General features: G+C 47.9%; 11 protein-coding genes. All 11 read right to left on the bottom strand.

The genetic code is table 11. The features are described from left to right. Window positions 1–23: 23 nt before the first annotated feature. The 11 genes from FJM74_RS06720 to FJM74_RS06670 all read right to left on the bottom strand — a co-directional run bounded on the left by FJM74_RS06720 (window position 24) and on the right by FJM74_RS06670 (window position 23,395). Window positions 24–968, bottom strand: a complete 945-nt coding sequence (locus FJM74_RS06720; protein ID WP_187261801.1) for a glycosyltransferase family 2 protein — start codon at window positions 966–968, stop codon at window positions 24–26. After that, window positions 961–2,457, bottom strand: a complete 1,497-nt coding sequence (locus FJM74_RS06715) for an O-antigen ligase family protein (protein ID WP_187261800.1) — start codon at window positions 2,455–2,457, stop codon at window positions 961–963. The genes FJM74_RS06720 and FJM74_RS06715 overlap by 8 nt, the downstream gene beginning before the upstream one ends. A gap of 164 nt (window positions 2,458–2,621) precedes the next feature. After that, on the bottom strand, window positions 2,622–4,796 hold the full coding sequence (locus FJM74_RS06710) for a GumC family protein (RefSeq protein ID WP_187261799.1): 2,175 nt from the start codon (window positions 4,794–4,796) through the stop codon (window positions 2,622–2,624). Next, entirely contained in the window at window positions 4,793–5,539 is a 747-nt protein-coding gene (locus FJM74_RS06705) for a TolC family protein (protein WP_187261798.1), read from the bottom strand. The genes FJM74_RS06710 and FJM74_RS06705 overlap by 4 nt, the downstream gene beginning before the upstream one ends. 13 nt (window positions 5,540–5,552) lie before the next feature. After that, window positions 5,553–6,722, bottom strand: a complete 1,170-nt coding sequence (locus FJM74_RS22530; RefSeq protein ID WP_187261797.1) for a sugar transferase — start codon at window positions 6,720–6,722, stop codon at window positions 5,553–5,555. Between the two features lie 10 nt (window positions 6,723–6,732). Continuing rightward, window positions 6,733–7,110, bottom strand: a complete 378-nt coding sequence (locus FJM74_RS06695; protein WP_194349957.1) for a response regulator transcription factor — start codon at window positions 7,108–7,110, stop codon at window positions 6,733–6,735. Window positions 7,111–7,773: 663 nt separating this feature from the next. Further along, window positions 7,774–9,642, bottom strand: a complete 1,869-nt coding sequence (locus FJM74_RS06690) for an ATP-binding protein (protein WP_187261796.1) — start codon at window positions 9,640–9,642, stop codon at window positions 7,774–7,776. Between the two features lie 555 nt (window positions 9,643–10,197). Next, on the bottom strand, window positions 10,198–11,580 hold the full coding sequence (locus tag FJM74_RS06685) for a sigma-54-dependent transcriptional regulator (protein WP_187261795.1): 1,383 nt from the start codon (window positions 11,578–11,580) through the stop codon (window positions 10,198–10,200). Between the two features lie 220 nt (window positions 11,581–11,800). Then, window positions 11,801–13,729, bottom strand: coding sequence for a response regulator (locus FJM74_RS06680; RefSeq protein ID WP_187261794.1), 1,929 nt, complete (start codon window positions 13,727–13,729; stop codon window positions 11,801–11,803). A gap of 1,886 nt (window positions 13,730–15,615) precedes the next feature. After that, on the bottom strand, window positions 15,616–16,632 hold the full coding sequence (locus tag FJM74_RS06675) for a PorP/SprF family type IX secretion system membrane protein (protein ID WP_187261793.1): 1,017 nt from the start codon (window positions 16,630–16,632) through the stop codon (window positions 15,616–15,618). Between the two features lie 7 nt (window positions 16,633–16,639). Next, window positions 16,640–23,395: an Ig-like domain-containing protein gene (locus FJM74_RS06670; RefSeq protein WP_187261792.1), complete on the bottom strand. Its 6,756-nt coding sequence runs from the start codon at window positions 23,393–23,395 to the stop codon at window positions 16,640–16,642. Window positions 23,396–24,086: the final 691 nt, after the last annotated feature.

The raw sequence follows: 24,086 nt of genomic DNA, 5'->3' as shown, positions 1-24,086 counted from the left end.
TATTATTGCTGCTGCTGCTCGGGTTATGGCAGCACCAGTTCCTTTGCCTGATCGGTGTTAAAGGAGTGGCGGCTACTAGTGCTGATGTTGCGGTTCGCCAGGTTCCACCATAAGCCTTTCCCTAATGCCTGCAGGTGTCTCCATTCCTGCCGAACGCCGAACGTCAAGGCTTTTTTAGGTAGGGCGGCCACCAGAAAAATGAGCAGGCTCGTCCAGAAAGGCCAACCGGTTATGTTTCTTCTGATAAAGAGCAGGCGGTTCCGGTTCATGTAATAGGTTTTCAGTACAGTGGCTTTGCCTACCGAAACCGACTCTTTGTGGTAGATGGTGGAGGAGGCCACATAATGGCAGGTATAACCGGCTCTTTTAATCATCTCGCACCAGTCCAGCTCTTCGTAGTACAGAAAGTACAGTTCCGGCATTAACCCCACTTTTCTGATCACCTGCATCGGCACCATCATGGCGGCGCCATCGGCGAGTGCGGTCATGGCAGAGGCATTGTGTTGCCCGTTGTCCTGCTCCATCTGCCCGATGGTGACACTGCGCCCCGTCCAGGTATTTATTCCTTTGGAGCCGGCATACTGAATAAGCCTGTCGGTGCCGTGGTAGATGATCTTGGGAGAGGCGATGCCTGCGTGGCTGTGCTGCTGAAACAGGCTAACCAATGGCTCCAGAAAACCAGGCTCCACCTCCGTGTCGTTGTTCAAAAAAAGGACATACTCGCCGGCTGCGTGTGCTACTCCTACATTGTTGCCTCCTGCATAACCCAGGTTTACAGAGGATTTAATAAGTTTTACCTCTGGGTATTGCTCCTTTATCAGGTCTGGGTTATCGGTGGGCGAGGCGTTATCTACCACTATTATTTCGAGGTTCGGATAACTCACCTTCCGGAGCGAAGCTACCATCTGGCAGGTTACAGCCGCCTGGTTGTAGTTTACCGTAACCACCGAAACCAAAGGACTAGGCATAGGTTGGTAATTGTTGTTGCTGTTCTTCTTCTTCTTGGTTTTCCTGGCTGGCTAGCAGCTGCTGTTCCTCTATTTCCTTATCCAGTTTTGGTCCGAGGAAAATAAAGGCCCAGGAAACATAAATGATCATGGCAGATGGCATCACGTTCATCAGCTCGTTGCCGTAGCTGCTGATAACAATGGCAGTAGAGCCTGCCGTAAGGGCCGTAAGCTTAAATTTGAGGCCTTTGTCTTTTGTGGTCCAGACAATACCGCAGCATTTTCCTATAATGTACATCATCAGGCTTATCCAAATTACAAAGCCTACAATGCCATATTCTGCCCAGATCTTCACCCAGTAGCTATCGGGTGGGATAGAAGCCAGGTAAGTGCCACTGTTGTAGTGCTTGCCGGTATAACCTATAGTGCCTACTCCTCCTCCGAACGGGCGCGATGCCAGATAGTCCTGCAGCTTGGCCTGGTTGTTGAAACGGGTGTTAAGCGATGCGTCGTTTGGCCTCAGCGCAGAGCGCATTCTCCTGATCTCGAAGTGGCTCTGGCCGATTGTGGTGTATTTCAGGAAGCAGAACCCGGTTACAGCCAGCAGGAGCGCCAACGTAAACAGCTTCAGGTTTTTGTTGATAAACAGAACAACTGTCATCCCGATAAAGATGGTGAACAACGCCCCCCTTGTTCCTGAAATAGATTCTCCGTACAGAAAGGCAATGGCTGCCAGACCACACAGAACCCGCTTCCACATCTTAAATGGACCGAGAGCCAGTACAAGCGCTACGATTAGCAGATGAGCCTGCGAAGACCCAAACTGGCTGGCATCTATGTAAAATGAAAAAGCACGCAGCTGACCAAAAATTACGTGCGTTTTGTATCCTGATGAGGTTAGCCAGGCGTGCTCTCCCGGAAACATCCCGATGGTTACCTGCTTTACACCGTTGAGCGTTGCAAGCAGCGACATGCCAATGATCAGGATCAGGAAAATATTAAGATCTTTCTTGGTGTTGAACACGACCATGCAAAGTGGCACAATAAGCAGCCATAGCAGCGGATAACGCATATCTACGAGCCAGCCAAGTAAGCTTGCCCCCGCCGGATTAAATAGCTCCACGAAGTTTATAAGCATCCATATGGCTCCCAGAACGCAAATCTCACTTTTTAGCAGCGACCAGTCGTAATCTTTTGTTGTATGAAAAATGGCCGCTATCCAGGAAAGTACCAACAGGCCTTCTATGATGTAGAGGTACTGAAAGTGGCCAATTTCTCTGGTGAAAAAGTTGAAAATAAAGCAGTAAGCGATAAAGGCAATAATGCCTGCTTTGGGCTCTTTAAATACAGTGTAAAGAAACGGAAGAATAAGAAGCAGGCTCAGCATCAGCCCAGGTACCAGAAGGCCGAACTGCGCAGTTCCCCAACCAATGCCGACAGCTGCAATAACTACTAAGGGTATTAATAACTTGGGTGATTTATTGTCAGAAGATATTACAAGTTGCCTCATGATGGTAAACTTTTGTGCTGTTGTAAAATGGAACCTCATTGTTAGATTGAATTCTCCTTCCTCTTCAGGGGCACTAATCAGTGGGTGAAGCGAAAGAAGAATTCAATCATAGGTAGCATATCAGTGTAAAACCAGTTTGCTGTGGAATTGAGCTGGCCTGTAACTTAAGCAGTTGCCAGAGATTTAGGTGCCTGCAGTGCCTTTTGTTCCTGAAGGACATGCTTAGGCCGGATGGTCACCATTTCTTTGGCATCATCTTGCTGCACAGCGCTCAGAACTGTCTCAATAGGAGCGTTGGTAACCTTTTGTATGCTCTCGAACATGGCTTTGTCTGCCTGTTGCCATACACGGTTTGCTTTTACCGTTAGCAGCACCAGGTCTAGGTGCCTTAGCAACGAAACCGGATATGTGTCTTCCAGCACGGCAGGGAATTCTACGATTACGACAGCGTTGTTTGCAAAACCTACTCCCGCCAGGTCGGCGATTGAAGCATTTGTGAGCACACCTTGCAGCGGTGCGTAAAAATTACCCAGATCATCAGCAGAAACAAGTCCTTTGTGGTTTTCAGGATAAAGAACCTGGGTCTCGATGCCTAAAGATGTAAGAGAAGTAGCCAGTGTATTACAAAGAGCTGTTTTGCCTTCACCGGATCTGCTGCTCAGGACACCTACTATAAAGGGGCCAGATACACTGTTTTTCTGCTTCATTTTCAGGATAAGCTGGCGGGCAAGCTGATCTTCGGCATTCTGAGCGAGTTGCAGTTGCTTCGCACTTGAAGCATCGGTTTCGGGAAGCACTCCGAATACAGGATACTTCATCTTTTTAACTGCTACAGACGGTCTGCGTACTGACTGATCCAGCAGCTCATATGCCAGCAGGCCACCAAGGGTCAGTAAGAAGACACCAATTGAACCAAACAAGATGAGCAGCACCCGGGAGGCAATAGGGCTGGAAGGAATGTAAGGAGGATCTACCACCTTAAGTTGAGAAACAAGCTCAATATTCTGCTGGTTTAACATGCTTTGCTTCAGGCCGTCCAGTTGTGCCAGGTACTCCTGCTCAGCCATGTTTACATCGCGGGTGTATTTTCTGCTTTCCGCGCCGAGTGGCATCAGCTTCTCATACTGCTGTGCAAATACCGCTTTCTGCTTGTTGAGCAGGCTCATTTTGCTTTTTAGTTCCTCTACCAGAAAGGTGTTTCTAACCCAGTCGGTAAGCATGGTGGCGGTTGGCAGGCCCTGGATGGTATGTGTGTTGGTATAGTGCTTATCAACCGATCCCATCATTTTAGAAGACAAATCATTGGCATCCTGCTTCAGTGCCGCCAGCCTGTTGTTGTAGGCCGGGTTCGATTTTCCTTTGTTAAGCAGCTCCAGCTCTACAATTTCTGTCGTTATCCTGGAAAGCTTGTTTTTAAGCTGAAGCACCTCCTGGCTATACAGATTAGGAACGCCCCTTTCTTTTAAGCTTTGCTCCAGTGAGTTTAAGGTAGCCAGGGCGCCGGCATACTCGATCTCCAGGTCGTTGTACTTGGCCAGGAGAGCGCTTTTTTCTGAAGCAGTAGAGCCAACCTGCGCGTTGTAGTCTATAATGTTGTTAGCCTGCTGAAAATTCAGAAGGTTCTCTTCGGCCAGTTTTAACTTCTGCAGCGCTTGTTCGGCCCCGGTTGTGAAGTAGCTCACCACTGACTCCGATTGGGCTGTGAACAGTTGTTTATGCTTCTCTACAAACAGGTAAGTCAGGGCATCCAGCGTGATTTTGGTCTGAACCGGATCAGTGGAGGTATAGGAAATCATTATCAGGTCGCTGTCCCCGTCGCGTTTTGCCTTTATTGTGGCAAAAGAGCTCTCTGAATAGGTGAAGTCTTCTGAATTGATAATATCCCGGATCTCATTTTTGGCGGTTGCATGGTAGTAGCTGGCCAGGTTATCAGCTGTCTCTTCAACAGTTGCTCCGACTACCTTTGCTTTGAGCGCAGCTGGTATTGCCTTCTGAAGTTTGACATAGTTTTCTTCCTGAATAATTTCCGGGTTGTGTTCTTTCAACATCAGGTGCATGGCCAATAGCCTGAAGCCTAGTTCCTTACGGATATCCCTGGAGTCGATGATAGAGATCAGGTTGGCAAACGCATTGTTGGCAGCTTTATACTGGTTGCTGCTTTCTGTTACACTGCTCAGGTTATACCCTGTTGCTATACCCGTATAAATGGTTGTGTCAGAGGTGTACTCTTCATCTGTGTTCTTAGTGAAGAAAAAGATGGATGCTGCCGTTACGGAGGTTACTGCTACCAGCAGGAACCAGTTCTGACGTAGAAGTTTGAAGATATCTGTTAGTTTCATTTGCTTTGTATTAAGTCGATTATTCTTGTTCCTATTGTTTCTTCCAACATCAGAAGAGTTGTTTCATAATTTACCTTAGCGGACTGCAGAGCACCTGTCATGGAGGTGTAGGTTTGCTGCACATTAGACATAACATCTATCTGTATTTCCCCGCTTCTGAATTGTTTTTCGGCCAGTTCATGGCTGATCACTGCCGATTGGTAGGCTTGCTGCTGTAGTTCCAGCTGCGACTTTGCCAATACTAAGGTCTGGTAGAGGGTTATTACTTGCTGCCTGATGCCTCTTTCCGTAATTCTTTTATTGGCATCAACCTGTGCAATGGTCAGATCTTGTATTTTTAACTGGTTATGTCGGCTAACCAGTTGCCCCAATGGCAACGACATAGAGATGCCCATGTTATACCTGGCCCGCAAGGGGGCATCGAACGCGTTCAGCGAATTAACAGCTTCCCCATTAATATTAAAGTTGTTCCAGGTGCCATAGGTGTAGCCTGAGTTAAGAGAGAAGTTGCTGAAGAAGGCTTTCTTCGTTATTTTCCTTTGTTCCTGAGCAGATTGTCTGGTTGCTTCTGCATTCTCCAACTCCGGCGAATTTGTAATAGCGGCCTCTATGAGCAAGGGGATGGCATATTCCGAAATAAACAGCTTTTTCTCCCAGTCAGATGCTCCCGGTGCAGGATCGGTTTGAGCAATGGCTAGCATGCCATGCAGGACCAGTAAAATGGCGAGTGAAATTTTTTTCATATTTAACATTGTTTTAAACATTTTCTTTTTGAAACATGGCTGGTATAGTTTTGAAAATTATTAGGAGGTCTCTTTTAAAGGAATAATTTTTGGCGTACTCAATGTCGAGTGCTTTGCGCTCATCTTCCGACAGATATCCGCCCTTTCCGCGCTTGCTCACCTGCCAAAGGCCCGTGATCCCGGCCGGTGCAATAAACCGGGCAGCAAACTGGTCGGTTGTGATTTTCTCGGCCTCATAAAGTGGCAGCGGTCTGTTGCCTATAATTGACATGTCGCCGCGGAGCACATTATAAAGTTGGGGCAACTCATCCAGGCTGGTGTTACGAATAAAAGTGCCGATTCTGGTGATGCGCGGATCGTTTACAATTTTAATGAAGGAGGCATTTCCGTTTCCTTTTTTCAGGTGCTGATAATATTTTTCGCATATCAACTGGCCGGTGGTATCTACCAGTTTTTTCTGGCAATCCGATCCCTGGTTCAGGCATGTTTCGCACACATTATTAGTCTCATGCCCCTCATTTCCGGTTGTTGTCTGATATTGATTCAGGTCCTTAACCGAGCTCAGCATCAGGTCTGCATCTTGCCGCATGGAGCGAAATTTCCAGAACTTAAATATCTTGTACCCTTCTCCCACGCGGTAAGAATAATACAAGGCCGGCCCTTTCGACTCCAGCTTGATCAAAATGGCAATAATGGCCATTACTGGTAGCAGGAAAAACAGGGCTGTTGCAGAAAATATGATATCAAAAGCTCTTTTCTGGAAAGAATGCTTAAAGGCGTACGTTGGAGGGTTCGCCAGAAAAGAACCCGACTGCTTTGGGGCCGACAGATAATTCAGGCGAGTTACCAATGTTTGTTCATTCGGGAGCTTTCTGAAGATATCTGAAACTCCGGCATTTAGTAACAGATCACGTAGCGCAGGTGAAATGACTTCCTCTGTAACCCAGAAAACCGGTAGATTTAACCCTACTTCCTTTTTTACTGTCCTTATCAGGCTGAGCCCCAATGGCGAGGCCGGGTTAGATGCATTAAAGATGGCATCTGTACGTTCGCCCTGTGTTAGCCACGACAATAAGTGCGTTGGATTATCGAAATGCTGTACATCAAATACTTCATTATATTTTATCCTGAAGTTAAGGGCCAGTTGCGGGTCGGTTGCCAGATACACTATCTTCTTTTTCATACCCCGCACTTTAAATTTTAATTCTCCTGAGCATATTCTTGATTCTGATATCAAGCTCCTCCGGATTAAAGGGTTTGATCATGTAGTCATCTGCTCCTTCTCTTAAGCACTGTATTTTGTCGCTGGTCTCGTCTTTGCCAGAGAGCATTACCAGGGGAATGTCTTTGAAGAAAATGCTGGACTGGAGTTGCTGGATAAATTCGAATCCGTTCATGAAGGGCATTTCATAATCTGCCACGATGCAGTCGACATGGTTTCCTTCCTGGAGCCAGTTCATAGCCTCCTGGCCGTTTAGCTTGATGGTGACAGCATATTCTTTAGCGAAGTAGTGTTCCAGAATCAAACCTATCGAAGGTTCGTCATCTACAATCAGTAATTTTTTTTTCATATAAATAATCAGCTGTGCTGAAGTCTTTTTAGTGAGTTAAGATTCGCTATACTGTATTGAAGCTGCCATGTGAAGGCCGGGAGCATAAAAAGGAAAACTTGCTTCTTTGGTATTATTCAATAATAAATCAGGAATTTCCTTTTGCTGGGTCTATTGGAAATATCGTGCCATTGGTAATAAATAATATATATTATATCAAAAATCATATAATCGGCTGTTTATACTCATTTTGGCCGCTTTATTTTTAATATTTTGTTAGTGTGCCACAGGAAACTATGCAACATGCGTCTCAATATGAACCCCGAAATCCCAAAATGACACAACAGATTTCTGAAAGTGAAAAGGAGAGGGAATATAGCTTTTAGTTTCGCTTTACAGATTAGACAGGGGTGGGAGCCAAAAGGATGGATTTCATATGCTCTCCTCCTGCCAATATTAGGGGGATAAAGTCTTTATAACAGCTTCTTGAAGGCAGGCAACAAATTATTTAAATGAAAAAGGCCCTTCGGAGCAGCAATTGCTCCGGAGGGCCTTTGTTTGATACGTTGAAGAGTGTCTGTAACCCCTTATCCGGGAAAGATGCTGCCTCAGCTGCTACAGGGGTGTTCCATATTGATCCTGCTTTTCTGCTTGCTCATGCTGCTGTTGGCATTAAATGTTTTCTCAGGCGGTTTGCTGCAATAAATCGGAGAAAACATGCAACACCTTTTCTGTTGCCTGGCTCACCTCTTTAAACAGCTCCTCTATTTGGTGTAGCTCGTTTCCGGACCGGGCCACACTTTCCATTTTCTTCAGGGCGTCTGCCGCTGCTGTGATCTTGATGTTGCCAAAAGTAGATTTTAGCCGGTGGGCGATATATACTACCTGGTCCCAGTCTTGCTGCTGAATAGCTTCATGCAGTTCTCCTAGCTGGCCGGGTACTGTATCTATAAAAAGTTGCTGCATTTTGCGTATAAAGGCGGCATCATTTGCCAGGTCGCCCAGACCGGAGAAATCGTAAAGAGCAGCGGGTCTAGCGTCCATGTTAAATTTGCCTCTGGTAACCGGCTTGCGTTTCAGTAGCTGACCGGTGTATTTCGAGATGGTCAGGAATAGATTTGTTTTGTTGTAAGGTTTTAGCAGGTAATCCGTAAAACCGGCACTTTTATACTGGCCCAGGTCTATTTTATGCGCATTGGCCGTAAAGGCGACGATAGGCGTGTTGTTATTGAGGTTATATTCTTTGCGGATACGCGAAGTGGCGACGATGCCATCCAGCACGGGCATCTGGATGTCCATCAGGATGAGATCATACGCCTTTTCTCTGGTCTTTGACAGGGCATCTTCGCCATCCAGCGCCACATCTACATTTACGTCGCATTCTTCCAACTGCGATACGGTGAGCAACTGGTTTACCTGATTGTCTTCTACCAGCAGCAGATTCAGGCCTTTTAAGTTGTTGTTCGCTGGCGGTTCGGCTTCCTCAAAAATGGCTTTCTCGCTGATAAGGAAGGGGATCTGAAAATAAAAACGGCTCCCTCTGCCAGGCTCACTTTCTACCCATATCCGGCCCCCCTGTGATTCTATCAGGCTTTTACAGATGGTTAGCCCCAGGCCGGTACCTGCAAACAAAGGAGGTGTATTGCTGTTTTCCTGGTTAAAGCTCCGCAGGAGGCTTTCAAATTTTTCCGCTGTCATGCCTATGCCTGTGTCTTTAACGCAGAATTCGAGCGTGATCGACTTGCTGCTCCTGGCTGCCACTTCAGTAGAAACGGTAATGTCTCCTTTTTTTGTGAACTTGATCGCATTCTTAATCAGGTTAATCAGGATCTGGCTCAGACGGAATGGATCTCCTTCAACTATCGGTATGTTTTCGGTGGTCTCGTGGCAGTTGAGCTCCAGGCCCTGTTCATTGGCTGATTGTCCTAAGGCTCTAACCGTATCCCGTACAGTAGAGGATACATTAAACGGAATAAACTCCATGCCAAGGGCACCAGCGTTTATTCTTTCGTAGTCCAGAATATTGTTGGGCATGCACAGCAGGTTGTCTGCTATCGATAAAATAATGTTCAGGTACTCTTCCTGCGCCTTGTTCAGGAATCCTTTTTTAACAAGCCTGGCCATGCCGATAATAGCATTAATGGGCGTCACAATTTCGTTTGTCATATTGGCCAGGAAAGTCTCCTTGCCTTTAACTGACTCTGTAGCCGCCTGTAGTGCTTCTTTCCACTCCGTAATGTCGGTCGAGATTGAGAGCAGGTAGTTTACACCGTTCTGCTGTTTAAGTGGCATCTTGGTTGTCTGGTACCAGATCTTTCCGCCATTTTTCAGCCTGTAATATTCCTCAGCTTTTGCTGTCTCGCCAGATGCTAAAATCTCAAGGTCGCGTTCGTGCGAATAGTCCAGGTTGCTGGCTCCGTGCGACAATAGCTCCTCAACACTCAGGTCATGCAAGGCGGCATAAGCACTATTAGCCAGAACAAATTTGCCCAGTTCATTTTTTACGTAAACCGGGTTAGGGTTAGTTTCGATAACTTGCTTAGTAATTTCCATTTAAGCTTTATACTGCTACTACTGTTACAAAAATATGACAATGATTCAGTCAGGTTTTCCGGGGAGTGAAGGAACATATAGAACCTCTTCCCTGGTTTAAGCGGCTCAGATAAATGTTGCCTGTATCCCATAAATTGCTCCCTGCTAAGCCAGCCTCCTGCTGCCCTTAAAGCCATTATTCGGGCTGGGCGAGATGGAGCTGAACGCTGTAGCTGCTAAGCAGGCCAGGCGCTTCATGAAGCTGGTAAAAAATAAAAACAGTAGTAAAAGGGTGGCCTCTGCATCATTGCGCCTGTACCCGCCTTTTCTGCCGTGTGCTGACTAAGTTTGTTTGTCATTTGTTGCAAAGCAGATTGCTTTAAAGCAGCCTGGTATTGTATCTGCAAAGCCTTAAGATGCCGTCGATTCTGCTTTGCTTAGAAGCTGCAACAGTTCTCCATAAGCGCCAGGCAGTATGGTAATAGTACGTAGGATGGCTGTATTGTGTATTTGCTATGAAGAGTGCCCAGCCGTACCACGCGCTGACGTGAAAGTACAGGTAACAAGCACAATTTCTTACTTGTCTGCAATATGAACCTCTCTCTTCCTGATCATACGGTAAATGGTAGATTTCCCTATTTTTAGTTTGTCTGCCACACTAAGAACATTATAATTATACTTGTCGAGGTACTTCTGCACCGTTTCTGCAATGTATTCATCAAGCGTTTTCTCCTCCTGCAGGTGCGCCACGTGGTGTGCCTGCTTTTGTTCCGGAAGCTGAATATCTTCAGGTGTAATAGTTTCTTTGTCAGATAGTACTGCTGCCAGTTCTACCACAGCTTTCAGCTCTCTTACGTTGCCCGGGTAGGTGTGTTTTAGCAGCACTTTCTGGGCATCGGGGGTTATGCGCTTGGGTGGCATAGCATTCTGTTCGCAGAAATCTGCCAGCAGCTTCTGGGCTATCAGCAGCAGGTCATGCCCACGCTCCCGGAGTGGAGGCAGGTGAATCTGGATGCCAAGGAGCCTGTAATACAGGTCTTCTCTGAAGTTGCCTTTCTTAACTTCGTCTATCAGGTTACGGTGCGTAGCGGTAAGTATGCGCACATCTATCGCCACCGTGCCTTTGGCACCTATGCGGGTTACTTCCCTTTCCTGCAGAATCCGCAGCAGCTTAGACTGCAGGTTAATATTCATTTCCCCGATTTCGTCGAGGAACAGGGTGCCGCCGTTTGCCTCCTCAAACTTTCCGATGCGCTGATTGGTGGCACCCGTAAAAGAACCCTTCTCGTGGCCAAACAGCTCACTCTCCAGTAACTCGCTTGGTATGGCAGAGATATTGACAGCTACAAAAGGCTTGTTCGACCTGTTAGAGTGCTGGTGTATAGCCTTGGCTATCAGTTCCTTGCCAGTGCCTGTCTCGCCGGTAATGGTAACGTTAATATTGCTGTTGGAGGCTTTTTCTACCAGCGTAAATATTTTCTGCATGGGCTCTGAGCTGCCAACCAGTTCCGAACCCAGCGAGTACTTCTGCTTTACCTCCTTCCGGAGCACCTCAATTTCCTGTTTAAGGGATATGTTCTGCTTTATTTTCTCTACGATGCTCCAGAGCCTTTCTTTTGTCTCATCGTTCTTAGCAATATAATCATGCACGCCTTGCTTCAGAAGATCCACTGCTTTGCTGATGTCGTCCTGGCCTGATACCACCAACGTGTAGGTTCTGGGGCTGGCGGCCATAATTTTTTTCAGGATGGTTTCTCCGGCATAACCTGGCAGGTAATAATCGAGTGTAACGATATCAGGAGCCTCGTGCAGCCTGCTCATAAAACTGTCAACATCATTAAACACCTCCACTTTGTGGTCTGGATTAAGGGATAGATGATAGGAAAGAAACTGGGAATACCAAAGGTCGTCTTCCAGCACAAAGATTGTAGTGGGGGACTTAGTTTCTAATACAGACATATTGCTTAAACTGATTGTAAGATAATTTTTTGTTTTTTTCTTGCCCCTAGCCCGTGTAAACTGGCTCAGCAAAATACTTCATGGCATAATCTGCTTGCTGCTGCACTCCCGAGTCTGGCTCACTTCAGTACAGGCTGCCGGCGGCTTGTAAGCAGCGGAGAGAAGCGCTTTTGCTTCTGCATATTCTGTGCCTGCCCTGCCAGATGGCTCCTGCGCGATGCTAGCTCAGCATTTTTACAGTGTTGATCTGTTGCACCAGTTTGTTGTACAGAACCTGCGGAATGAAGGGTTTAGTCAGGTAATCATTGCCGCCCAGTGCCAGCACTTTGTTTTTTTCTTCCTCACTGGCATTGGCTGTCAGAGCCACGATCGGCATCTGATAGCCTCTTTGGCGAAGCTCCGAAATTGCTTCGAACCCATCCATTATAGGCATATAGAGGTCCATCAGAATCAGGTCGTAGTTAGCTTCTTTCACCTTTTCCAGGGCATCAACACCATCGTCTGCCGTGTCTACCTCGGCTTGCCATTTTATGAGCAGTTGCTTGGCCACCATTTTGTTAAAGGAGTTGTCGTCAATTACCAATATTTTGGTATCCTTCAGGCCGGTGTTCTGGCTTTCGGTTGTGCTGTTGCTTTTCAAGGTAACCAGGGTTGGGTTGGGTTTTACAAATCGTAAAAATACTGAAAACTCAGAGCCTTGGCCGGGAGAGCTTTTCACTTTAATGCTGCCTTTATGCAGTTCTACCAGCCTTTTGGTGATGGTCAGGCCCAGACCAGTGCCGCCATACTGCCGGTTTATAGCTGTATTGGCTTGCGTAAAGCTTTCGAAAATAAGATGTTGCCTGTCTTCCGGAATGCCCATGCCTGTGTCGGCTACGGAAAACTCCAGCACCCATTCATTGTTTGATTGGTAAACAACATCGACAGAGAGTTTTACGCATCCGGTTGCTGTGAACTTGATGGCGTTGCTGGTGAGGTTGTTCAGTATCTGGGTAAGTCTGGAAGGGTCTCCGGCAACCACTGCCGGTGTTTTAATGTCGAACGACAGGTCAAATTTCAGCTGTTTCTCCGTTGCCTTTGGCAGCAAAGAGCGATGAATGTCCCGTAGCAGATCTTTAAGATGAAAGTTAACCTTCTCCAGCTCTATTTTGCCGGCTTCGATTCTTGAATAATCCAGTGTGTTGTTTATGAGGCCGAGCATGTTCTGCGAGGAAAAATGGATGCTCTCCAGGTTAGCCTTGTTTTTTCCCACAATACTCTCTTCCTGCAGCAACAGGTGGGTAAGGCCCATAATGGCATTGAGCGGCGTGCGTACTTCATGGCTCAGCACCGACACGAATTCGGATTTGACCATGTTTGACTGCTCGGCTTTTGCCTTGTCTGCTAGTAGTTGTGCTTCATGCTTTTTTGTTTCTGTGATGTCTTGAATAATGCCGATAATTTTTATAACGCTGGTGCCATCGTAAACCGGTTTGGCGTTTAATCGTACCCACTTGCTTTCATGGATGCCGGTTAACTGTAGCTCATGGTTCATTTTTTTGCGTTCCTGCGACAGGATCTGGTTCCAGCTTTCCTGCACAAGTGCTCTGGACTCGACCGATAGGTAAGGCAGGAGCGTATGGAAGTGCTGTATCTTTTGCCCGTGCGGAATGTTAAGAAGCCTGTTAATGTTTTTGGAGCAGATAAAGCGTTTCGTCAATGGCTCATATTCCCAGCTTCCGGTCTTAGCGAGCTTTTCTGTTTCGTGCAGCAGCGCGTAAATCTGACGGGCTTCACTGTCGGCTATAACACTGCCATTTAGCAGGGCTGCGTTTGCAGACTGCTTCTTCGTAGGTCTGTTCAGTAAAGATTTTGTGCCTGTCTGCTCTTTTGATCTTAGCACAGCCAGAGGGAGCGAGTCAATTCTGTTCAAGATAGAACCGCCCAGAAAAGACACCTTGCCATTGTTGCTTTGGTGGCCGTTTGTAGCGCCTATGCGGCCTGCCTGTGCTGGAAAAAGCTGGTTGGTGTCCATGTGGCATTGCTCATACTTCAGCGAGGCTGCCTTGCTCTGGTGGCCCGCGGACTCCTGTGTAAACCATGCCTGCGATAGACGGATAAAACTGGCAACAGGTACAGGCAGCTTGAAAGCATTCGCTACAAACTTCATTATGGCAATGAAATAGGTTTTTAATCTAGGTTCAACAAAATCAATTGGGTACGATTTACTCCGGCTCTCCAAATTGATAGTGGTTGGCGATTCAGACTTCATAAAAGAACTTATTAAAATGAATTAGTCGCTTAAGTAAGGACTGGCACTACCATCAACTCCTCTAGCTGCAGGAGGAAGTATAGTGTAGTATAAAGCAATAATAAGCTGTTTTCAAGCAATAAGAAGAATATAGGGGGCGGATAGTATTGGTGGCTTTCAGGCTATTTTCTGATGACTTACGAGGCCTAAAAGCAAAAAACTTAAGTTTATAAGTAAACAATAAATTCTTGTCAAAAACGCATACTTATTTATAATTCTGTAACAAACACTAAATACGAGGTATAAGGAAAAGTAAGCAGCAACGGTTGGCCTTCCTTTATTGAAGATCTAAATTTAGAAATAATATTCTTTAATCCATATTTATTTTGAAAAAATACTTTTTATTATGCTTGAAGGGTATTTAACGAAGATAAAAAAGTAAATATTGTGAATTGCATATTGTCTGCTTCAGAAGCTGAGATTAATTAACAGCATATAGTAGTTTTGAATCTTGTCATAATTATCCTTAATTTTTTATAAAATAGTAAAATAATTCATAGGAATATTTAAAATAATTTACCTTTTTTCTTTAAAAAATGAATATTCTTAAGCTTGTATGAATCAATCCTAAACGGAAAACTTTATAGGGAAATATCAATAAATAATAAGATAAAAATTTATTTTAGCCTTTATTTGCCCACTGCAGAAATTGTCGTTTCCCTCCCGTACAATTTTGTATTGCTGCATCACTTCGCCACCAGTTAATGAGCAGATGCTTCCTGTACATCAAATTAATTTAAACAGCGGAATCGAATGCAAGTTTCAGACTTTGTTCTGGGCCTTCCTGATCTGTCTTAAATGGTTCTAAAAATGGGTTTTCTTGCTTAGGCTGATGATTTTATAGCGGTATATATAGTTATATGGATATTCTTGTTGCGAGATGTGTGGTGTACGTGTTTTATTATTTATGGTTTTGTAAAACACTTGCAGTAGCAAAGCACGTGATGGCATTCTTCAGAAAGGCTGTTCTGGAACCAGATTTTTACTATTAAACTTGATGCTGCCTGAGAGACGATCAGATTTTCTATGACAGGAATGGCAAATGCGGATAGACTGCGCCACAAGCTTCCGGAATTCAATGCCAGATTTTTTTCTGTTTTGAAGGAAGGATTAGAAAACTCTGTGTGCCCGAGAGCGTTCAGGATGTTTCACTTGCTACCGGTGCCCTGCTTCCTAAATTATTCTAATGAAAAGGGCCCTCCGGAGCTAATCTTGCAGGGAAAAATAAAAGAGCTTTTAGATGAAATACAGCCGGTTTTACTCATTGTTCAAATTACAGAAAAGTGCCCTTACGATAGACCTTAGCGGGTTCAAGATTTTTCCTTACAAGATGAGTTCCAGACGCTTCTGCTGCTCCTGATCAGCTTTTCATCGGGCGGGGTTTATGGAAATGCAGAAAAAACCTTGGCTTTCAGGTTGAATACAGAAGGAATGGGGGCAGTGCGAAGAATCTGCTCATGTGCAATGGATAAGTACGGCATTAAAGTAATTTGATTTCCGTACAGTAGAATCGTTTCCTATACGCTACGTGCCATCAAGTAAAATCTGTCGGATACATCTAACAAGCAGCAGAATAACCAGACATCTGGGCAGGCCATTTTTCATTACAATAATTACTCCTCCACCTGACAGACCTTCATACACTCAGATGTCGAATAAGGTGGAGTGATACAGCGGCTCCCATTTCAGATGCTAGATGACTTATGTGGCGAAGCTGTAGTGGCCACTATCTTCCGGAAATCCTTTTACCAGATCCATTTCGGACAGATAACTTTGTGGGGGTTGTTCAACTTTATACCTAGTACCACTTCCTGGCTGTTAGTATTAATCATGCTCATATCGGAGGTGGCGAAATCGTAGGAGTAGCTTATGTCCAGCAGATGACTCACGTGTACACCAGCCATAACAGAAGCCGCATCCTTTTGCCTGTACGAGAGGCCTGCCCAGAACCGCTGCAGATAGGTTGTCTTTATATTGAAGTCCAGTGCGGTTTGCCTGCTAGATGGTGCCAGCTTCAGGAGAAAGGATGGGGTAAAAGTCAGGTTGTCCATTACGCTGATCCTGTAGCCGCCCGTGGCAAAATAGTGAGGCTGCATGGTGGCGCGCGGGCCCTCGCCGGTATCATACACATCGTTGCCGCTTTTTACCAGCTGAGCGCCCGACACGCCCACAAAGAAATCAGGGCTGTATAGCCAGAGGCCTACCCCCAGATCCAGCTTAAGTATGTTGGCACCCTCGGCATATAAAAAGGGGTCATCCGGAGTTTGCATCACAGCGGCATCACGGTTAATGTTCAGCTGCATCAGGCCGGAGTAGATACCGCTGGAGAGGTTGATGTTTCTGGTAATTGGCAGATGGTAGGCATAGCTCAGGTTCAGAGAAGCTGTTCGCAGCAATCCTGCCTGGTCCATCTGCGCCACGGCTCCCACACCATGGTGCGGGCTTACATGGAACCGGTTGTTTCGGTTGGCATTCGTTCTTGGTTTACCGGCTCTGCTGTTGAGCACCTTCAGCGGAAGCGCGTTCCGGTCGTTCTTGTTTAGGGCCGTATGTATGCTGGCATAAAATGTCTGTGGGGCTCCTTCTACACCTGTCCACTGGGTGCGGTAACCAAAGCGGGCATCGGCGTAGCTCTCTATGCCTGCCACAGCCGGGTTAATGAGGTAGTTGTTCTGCATGTACTGGCTGAACTGCGCGCGCTGCTGGCTCCAGGCGCATGTGCAAAAGCAGCAGGCGATCATTAGCGTTATGAGATGTTTCATGCTTCTGCTACTTAATAAGTGTAATGCTGCCCGACATGGCTTCTTCTTTCTCGTCTAGCTTAATAATGTAGTAGTAGGCGGCCATAGGAAGACGTTTACCGTTGTGGGTGCCGTCCCAGGGGACCTGATACCCCGTAGATTCGAAGATCTTTGCTCCCCAGCGTGTAAAGATCTGGACCTGGCATCGGGGATATTGCTCTATGTTCTCGATATACCATGTCTCATTTATGCCGTCTCCGTTCATGGTGATCATGTTCGATATTTTAACTGCCGGGAGCACAATCACAGTCACCTCATCGGTAAAGAAGCAGCCCTCCTTCGTCGTGACCGTAACAGTGTACGTAGTAGTCTCATTTGGTTGGGCCACTGGACTTGCCAAAGTAGGGTCAGAAAGTGTTTCTGCCGGAGACCACTTGTAAGTGGCACCGCCTCTGGCTACCAGTTGAGCCGTTCTGCCAGCTATTATGGTTACATCCTCCCCGGCGTCCACGGCAGGTTCCGTTACGATGGCGGTTACCTTCACTCTGTCGCTGGGGCAGCCAAATGGGTTTACTGTTTGCACATAAAAATCAGTAGTGGCCAGCAGAGGGGCTGTGTTATAAGTTTCACCTGTGGCTAAAGGCAATCCTCCTTCTTCCTGATCAAACCATTGGATGGAGTAAGTGGCAGCCAGTGCCGTGGCGGTAAATCTGGCGGACTTACCCGGGCAGATCGTGGCGCCGCTGGCATGCGGGGCTAGGGGTTGCGGGTCCACTGTAATCAGCACGGTAGCGCTGATGCTTTCCTGGCAGGGCAGCGAGATTATTTTGCGCCGGAACCAGGTATTGCGCATGAGTTTAGGCGGGGTGTAGTTAGCCTGGTCGTAGGTGCCCGGGGCAGTCGCAAAGCCTGTGGTGGCACTGGTGGTGCTGTATTCCCACAGGTACGTGTAGCTCCTGCTGCCGCCTGCAGGAGATGAGCCAAACAGGGTGGCTGGCTGAACGCCCGCACAAACATGCTGCGGAGACCCGATGGTATTGTTGGTAACGGGTGTGTTTACATCTATCTTGATCTCATTGCTGACAGAGGCTGCACAAGGGCCGGCAGTAACAATACGACGGAACCAGGTCGTGACAGTTAGCGGTCCGGCCGTATAATCAGCCTCGTTATTGGTACCTGCGGCCGGACTATAGCTGATATTGTTGTGGCTGACTTCCCACAGGTATTGATAGTTACCAGTGCCACCCTCAGGAGTTGTGCCTGAAAAGGGCAGCGGAGCAGTACCCACACAAATCACCTGCTCTGCATGCACCACATTGTTGGTGATAGGCTTGGTTACTGTAATCTGTATTGGAGCGGAAATCTGCACGCAGCCTTCGGAGTAAACAGCCCTCCTGAACCAAGTGGTAACAGGTGTTTGCCCTGGTGTGTAATTTGCCTGGTCGCTTGTGCCGGTGGCAGTGGTAAAGCCTGCTGTGGCGCTGGTAATACTGCTCTCCCAAACATATCGGTATACACCATTCCCGCCTGTTGGGGCAGAACCGGTAAGTGGTGCAGGCAAGGTGCCTTCGCAGATAGATTGTGGCAAAGAGACTCTGTTGTTGCTGATAGGTGGCGTAACCGTAATTTTAATAATATTGCTCCGGTGTGGCGGACAGGGCCCTGCTGTAACTACTCTTCTGTACCAGGTTGTTTGTGTTATTGTGCCCGGAAAGTAGCTTACGCCTGTGTTGGTGCCTGTGGCCGGGCCATAACCTGCACTTTCGCCCACCGTGCTGCTTTCCCACAAATAGGTGTAGGAGCCAGTGCCTCCTTCCGGATCAGTGCCGGTAAGCCCCATCGGGGTGGCACCCATACAGATCAGCTGATCTTCTGAGATGATATTAGCCGTAAGTAATTCGTTTACGGTTACGATAACAGGAGCGCTTGCATTAGTACAGTTGCCGGAGCTAACGACTCGCCTGAACCAGGTGGTTTGCAGTAGCGTGCCAGCCTGGTAAGTTGCTTGTGTACTGTTTCCGGAGGCAACAGCATAGGTAACTCCGTCTGTGCTCGCCTCCCAACTATAGGCATAAGTGCCGTCTCCTCCAGCTGGTACCAGCGCCGTAATAAGGCTGGGTGCGCTGCCCGTGCACAAGGTCTGGTTACCAGAAATGATGTTGTTAGTGATAATTGGGCTCACCGTTACTTTAATCGGTGCACTGGCAACAGGCTGGCAAGGATCTGATACAACCGTACGTCTGAACCAGGTGGTTTCATACAGAACCCCCGACAGGTAGTGCTGGCCATTGTTCATGCCAATGGCTGGTCTGAAGCCGCTGGTGGAGCTTTCGGTGCTGTACTCCCAGAGGTATACATAGGTGCCATCGCCACCAAGAGGAGTAGAGCCAGTGAGTTCTGCGGGAGCTGTGCCGGCGCAGATTATTTGCTCAGCAGAAATGGTGTTGTTGCTGATGGTAGGGTTAACAGTAACCTGTATGGCTACGCTGGTATGGTCAGCGCAGGGGGCAGAAAGTACGCGCCTTCTAAGCCAGGAAGTCTGGGTGAGGGTGCCGGTGGTGTAATGCTGCTCAGCACGTGTTCCGGGTGCTGGCGTAAAGCCATCCTGCGCATTGAGTGTGCTAACCTCCCAAATATACGTATACACGCCATTTCCTCCCGTAGGTAAGGTACCTGTTAGGGCAATGCCACTGCTGCCGGAGCAGACAGTCTGCTCCCCCGAAAGCAGGTTGTTGGCAACGTTATTCTGCACTGTTATCTCTACAGCTGCCGATGGGTTGGGGCAGTCGCCGGACGACACCACGCGCCTGAACCAGGTGGTTTGTGTGAGGGCAGCAGGCTCATAACCTGCCTGGTCGCTGATGCCTGGTGCTGTGGTATACAAGCCGGTGGGGCCGTTGAGGCTCATTTCCCAGCGATATGTAAAATTGCCGTCCCCGCCTGTTGGTGCTGTACCGCTCAGGGCTGTTGGCCGGGTGCCTGTACAAATGGTTTGGGAAGCACTGATGGTGTTGTTGCTCACCAGGCTGTTCACAACTACCTGTACCGGAACCGAAACCTCATCGCACCCACCTGATGATACACGACGGCGATACCAGGTTTCCTGCGTCAGCACAGGTGGCTGGTAATCTTTGGAGCTGCTGATGCCGGGAGCAGCAGTCCAGGTGCGGTTGTCGGTACTATGCTCCCAGGTATACGTGTAGGTGCCATCGCCGCCTGTTGGTGTGGAGCCAACTAAGTCTGCCGGCTTTTCGCCTATGCAAATAACCTGGCTCGCTCCAATGGTGTTGGCAGCCAAAGGCGGATAGACCGTTACCGTAACCGGAGTTCTGGTACTGTGGCAGCCGGTGGCATCGGTCAGCTGCACGTAGTAGGTGGTGGTGGCGGTGAGCACTGGCGTCTTAAATTGTGTGCCTGTAAAAAGTGGGGTAGCACTTACCTGGTCTTCGAACCAATCGTAGCTACCAGTCGGGGTGCTGATGGTAAGGGTGGCAATGCTGCCGGAGCACATAGTTGTATTTGCCACTGTAGGAGCACTGGGAGCTGCATTTACGGTTACTTTAACAGGGGCAGATGCTACCTGGCACCCACCTGATGTTGCCGTTCTCCGAAACCAGGTCGTAACAGCGAGTGCAGCAGGAGCATACTCGCGGCCGGTGGCATTAGGAATAACTTCGTAGTTGGTGCTGGCACTGGTGGTGCTGTACTCCCAGGTATAGGTAAAAGTTCCGCTGCCTTCTCCTCCGGTAGGCTCTGGGCCGCTCAACCTGGTGGGTATGTTGTTTTCGCAAATGGTTTGCTCACCGGTTATGATGTTGCCTGTAATGGCTGGGGTTACTTCCACTTTCAGCACGTTGCTGAGGCTGGCGTCGCATACGCCTCCTGTTACAGATCTTCTGAACCAGGTAGTCTGGTTGGCGGCCGCTAAGGTGTAGTCTGGGCCAGAGTTGGTGCCGGGGGCAGACGCAAAACCAGCCGTTTCGGAAGTAGTGCTAATTTCCCAGAAATAGGTGTAGGTGCCGCTGCCGCCTGTTGGCGTGCTGCCCGACGAAACAGTAACTGGCTGGCCCAGGCACACATTCTGGTCTGCTCCCAACAGGTTGTTGCTGATAGGCTCCTGCACCTCCACCTTTACCTCTGTTCTGGGGCTGGAGCAGCCTTCTGTTTCTATCACCGCATAATAGGTAGCCGATTGCGTGAGCGCCGACGTCTCGTATGTGTCTGTGTTCTCTGCCAGTTTAGTGTTATTGGCATCGTACCAGGTTATATTCCCGCCTGCGCCTGTAGCTTTAAGGGTAGCTTTGGAGCCTCTGCAAATCACCTGCGAGGCAACAGCAGGAGCAGCTGGAGCCGGCTTTACATCAATCTCAACCGGGGCAGAGGCAACTGTACAGCCAGCAGAAATCACTTCGCGGTAATACCAGGTTTTTTCGGGTACAGCGCCAGGGGCGAAATCCTTATTGTTTTCGCCTGCTACCTCGGCAAAGCCGGTACTGGCGCTGGTGGTGCTCTTGTACCATTTATAGGTATAGTTGCCGTCGCCACCAATCGGCTCTGAACCGGTTATGTTGGCTGCCGAACTACCCACACAGATGCTCTGGTTTGCGCTGAGGGTGTTGTTGGAGAGCTGATGGATAGTAATTGTCTGCGTTTTAGCCTCTGACACACCACACTCATTGGTCGCCTGCAGGGTTACCGTGTAGGTACCGGCTGAAGGAAAACGGATCTCCGGATACTGCGACTGGGCGTTGGTGCCGCCTGTAAAGGTAACCGGATCGGCTCCTCCGGTTACTACCCAGGAGTAGGCCGAGATAGTGCCGTTCCGGGCATCGTAGGTTGGTTTGTGCGCTGTGCTGGCAGCACCGAATTTAAGTGTTTGAGGACCGCAGTAGGTCTGGTTGCCGGGAAGAGTTACTACTGGCTTATCTTTTACCACCAGTTCTGTGGTAGCCGTACTGATAGCGCAGGAGTTGGAGGCAAGCAGCGTAATGGTGTAGGTGCCTGCTTCCGTAAAGTTGAAAATAGGGTTGTTGCTGGTGGCATTGCCGCTCAGGTAAGAAAATCCGGAGTTAGGAGAAACAGACCATTGGTAACTGAGTTCATCTCCCTCCGACATGTTATTGATTGTTACCGGAAGATTCTTGCAGCCAGCCTCCTCGTGTTCCATGGCAAAGATCGCCTTTGGCGGCGTCATCACATTCACTTCTTTTGTAACCTCCGTAAAGCCGCAACCATTCGTCGACTTCAAAGATACCCTGTAAACACCTGCTGAAGTAAACTTGATGTTTATGTTTTCGGAAGCAAGCGTAGTGCCGGCGGGTAAGGTCCAACCAGTGGCGGGCTCTATTTTCCAGGTAAAGGCAGACTGGGAGGTGCAATTGCCGGTATTGGTGATGGAGTTGCCGCTGACTGTGGTGTTTGAGAAGGGAATTTCAGAACGTACGCATATGCCGGTGGCGTTGAAGCCAAAATTCACCTGAGGACTTGCCCCTATTTTTATGGAGCTAACCGTTACCTCGGTGCCACCGCATGGGTTCTCTGCCTTGCCATACAGGGTAAACTGGTTGCCATTCTTGCCACAGGAGCTGGTAGTAAAGATATGTGTGATCTCAGAAGGAACATTTTCCTGTGTGAATTCCATGACAGGCGTACCGTCATCAAACCAGAAGGTGTATTTGGTGTTAGGCGTGTTGGTTAAAACATCCTCAATCGGGAAGGTGTAGGTTTGAGGGGCACAACCAACCGTATTGCCCGGGCTGCCCATTTTCAGGCTTGGGTTGCTGCCATTATACACTTCGTAGGTGGTAGACGAGGTGCAGCCATTGGTTCCTTCTACTGTAAAGACAAGCCTGAAAGCTCCCAGCGATTTGTAGGTATGGGTAATGTCTGTAAAGTCGGCAAATTCCTGGATAGGTGTTTTGTCTCCCCAGTCGATGGTGTACTTCCTGTTCAGCGATTTGGTAGATGAATTGTTGCGGGCATTCACGACATAATCAATGTCTAAAGGGTTGGTGGTGCAACGCACAAAAGGTGTGTTAAACCCTGCGTCTACATCAAGCATGTCAGCGTCTGGGCCTTCTCTTACAGTTATCTGCCGTGTTCTAATACTCTCGCAACCAGCGCTGTTCGTTACCTTCAGGGTTACGGTAAAGGTTTTGGAGGTCCCCGCAAAACCTTTGTAAACATGCGTAGGAGAGGCTGCCGCACTGGTGTTGGCATTTCCTGAACCAGGGTCGCCGAAGTTCCACTCGTATTTTTTGCCCTCACCGGTGGAGGCATCCGTAAACTTAATCCCGGAGCCAGCGCACAAATCGCCACTCGGAAACGCGAAATCGGCCACCACCTCACTTACCTTAATCGTCTTCTCACGTGTGCTTTCGCAGCCGTCGCCATTTCTAACCGTCAGCTTTACCTTATATTCGCGGCTGGTTGTGCCGCTCGGCAGGTTAAAGGTATGAGTCGGATCTTTGGCCGTGCTGGTGCCGCTTCCTCCAAAGTCCCACCTGTAGCTCAGGTCATTTCCGGAGGAGGTATTGTTGAAGGTAATGCGGCCGCCTGCGCACACTTCTTCTTTTAAGACCGAGAAATCTGCCTGAACGGCGTTTATGGTTATGGTTAATTCCTCAGAGGGAGTAGGAGTGCTGCCACATCCGCTCACGCCTTCCACCCGAACTGTATAAGCACCCGCCTGGCTTGCCTCAAACTTGTCGGAGGTGGCAGTGCTGATGGTGGAGCCGTTCCTGGTCCAGATGTATTTCGTTCCTTTCAGGCTGGAAGTGAGCATTACCTTACCCCCTGCACAGAAACTCGTAGGCCCTGCCGCTGTAAGCTCTGGCTTACAGTTCTGGCTCTGTACGGTTGCACTTAAAAGGTTTAATACAAGGATGCTAACTACAAATATACTTTTATGTAAAAGTGGCATCATAAAATCGGGTAAAAGTGGTGTTACAGTGGCGCGTAAAATTCTCCCTTTGTTCAGAGTAAGAGACTTTAATAATTGAGTGTTACCACTTTTAATTATTAATATGGGAAGATGAAGATAAAAAAAATTCCGCAGTAAAATTCAAAAAAATATTTATATAGTATATAAAATACCTGGAAGTAGGTATTAAAATATATAGATACAATTGAGGAAGGAGCAGAAGTATTTCCTGTAGCTGCCGGGGCTTAATCCTGCTGTACTTTTGATGTGCATACAGGATGTGGCTGCGGTTTAAGAAATGGCATTAGCAGCATCAGGAGCAGAATAACTCTCCGGAGGGCCATTTTTATTAGAATAATCTGATTTAGGATTGTATACCGGGAAATTGAAGTTGAGAGGATGTGGATGTGAATTGCCAGACAAGCTTGTCTGCCTAACAAGCTGGCTCTTAAAGATACCGAGGCATCTCGTGTAGAAGAGAAATCAAGCGTTTAGGACCTATTATTTAACCAGCAGCAGAACCTCTGAAGGGGGGTTTTGATTAGTATAATCG

Origin of the sequence: Pontibacter beigongshangensis (assembly GCF_014332515.1) — a bacterium.
GTDB lineage: Bacteria > Bacteroidota > Bacteroidia > Cytophagales > Hymenobacteraceae > Pontibacter > Pontibacter beigongshangensis.
Note: the sequence above shows the minus strand (reverse complement) of the source record. Positions and strands in the feature narration are given on the sequence as shown.

Coding starts and splice junctions, on each gene's coding strand:
- FJM74_RS06720 (WP_187261801.1), bottom strand. CDS start 968: ATGCCTAGTCCTTTGGTTTCGGTGGTTACGGTAAACTACAACCAGGCG.
- FJM74_RS06715 (WP_187261800.1), bottom strand. CDS start 2,457: ATGAGGCAACTTGTAATATCTTCTGACAATAAATCACCCAAGTTATTA.
- FJM74_RS06710 (WP_187261799.1), bottom strand. CDS start 4,796: ATGAAACTAACAGATATCTTCAAACTTCTACGTCAGAACTGGTTCCTG.
- FJM74_RS06705 (WP_187261798.1), bottom strand. CDS start 5,539: ATGAAAAAAATTTCACTCGCCATTTTACTGGTCCTGCATGGCATGCTA.
- FJM74_RS22530 (WP_187261797.1), bottom strand. CDS start 6,722: ATGAAAAAGAAGATAGTGTATCTGGCAACCGACCCGCAACTGGCCCTT.
- FJM74_RS06695 (WP_194349957.1), bottom strand. CDS start 7,110: ATGAAAAAAAAATTACTGATTGTAGATGACGAACCTTCGATAGGTTTG.
- FJM74_RS06690 (WP_187261796.1), bottom strand. CDS start 9,642: ATGGAAATTACTAAGCAAGTTATCGAAACTAACCCTAACCCGGTTTAC.
- FJM74_RS06685 (WP_187261795.1), bottom strand. CDS start 11,580: ATGTCTGTATTAGAAACTAAGTCCCCCACTACAATCTTTGTGCTGGAA.
- FJM74_RS06680 (WP_187261794.1), bottom strand. CDS start 13,729: ATGAAGTTTGTAGCGAATGCTTTCAAGCTGCCTGTACCTGTTGCCAGT.
- FJM74_RS06675 (WP_187261793.1), bottom strand. CDS start 16,632: ATGAAACATCTCATAACGCTAATGATCGCCTGCTGCTTTTGCACATGC.
- FJM74_RS06670 (WP_187261792.1), bottom strand. CDS start 23,395: ATGCTCACTTCCAGCCTGAAAGGAACGAAATACATCTGGACCAGGAAC.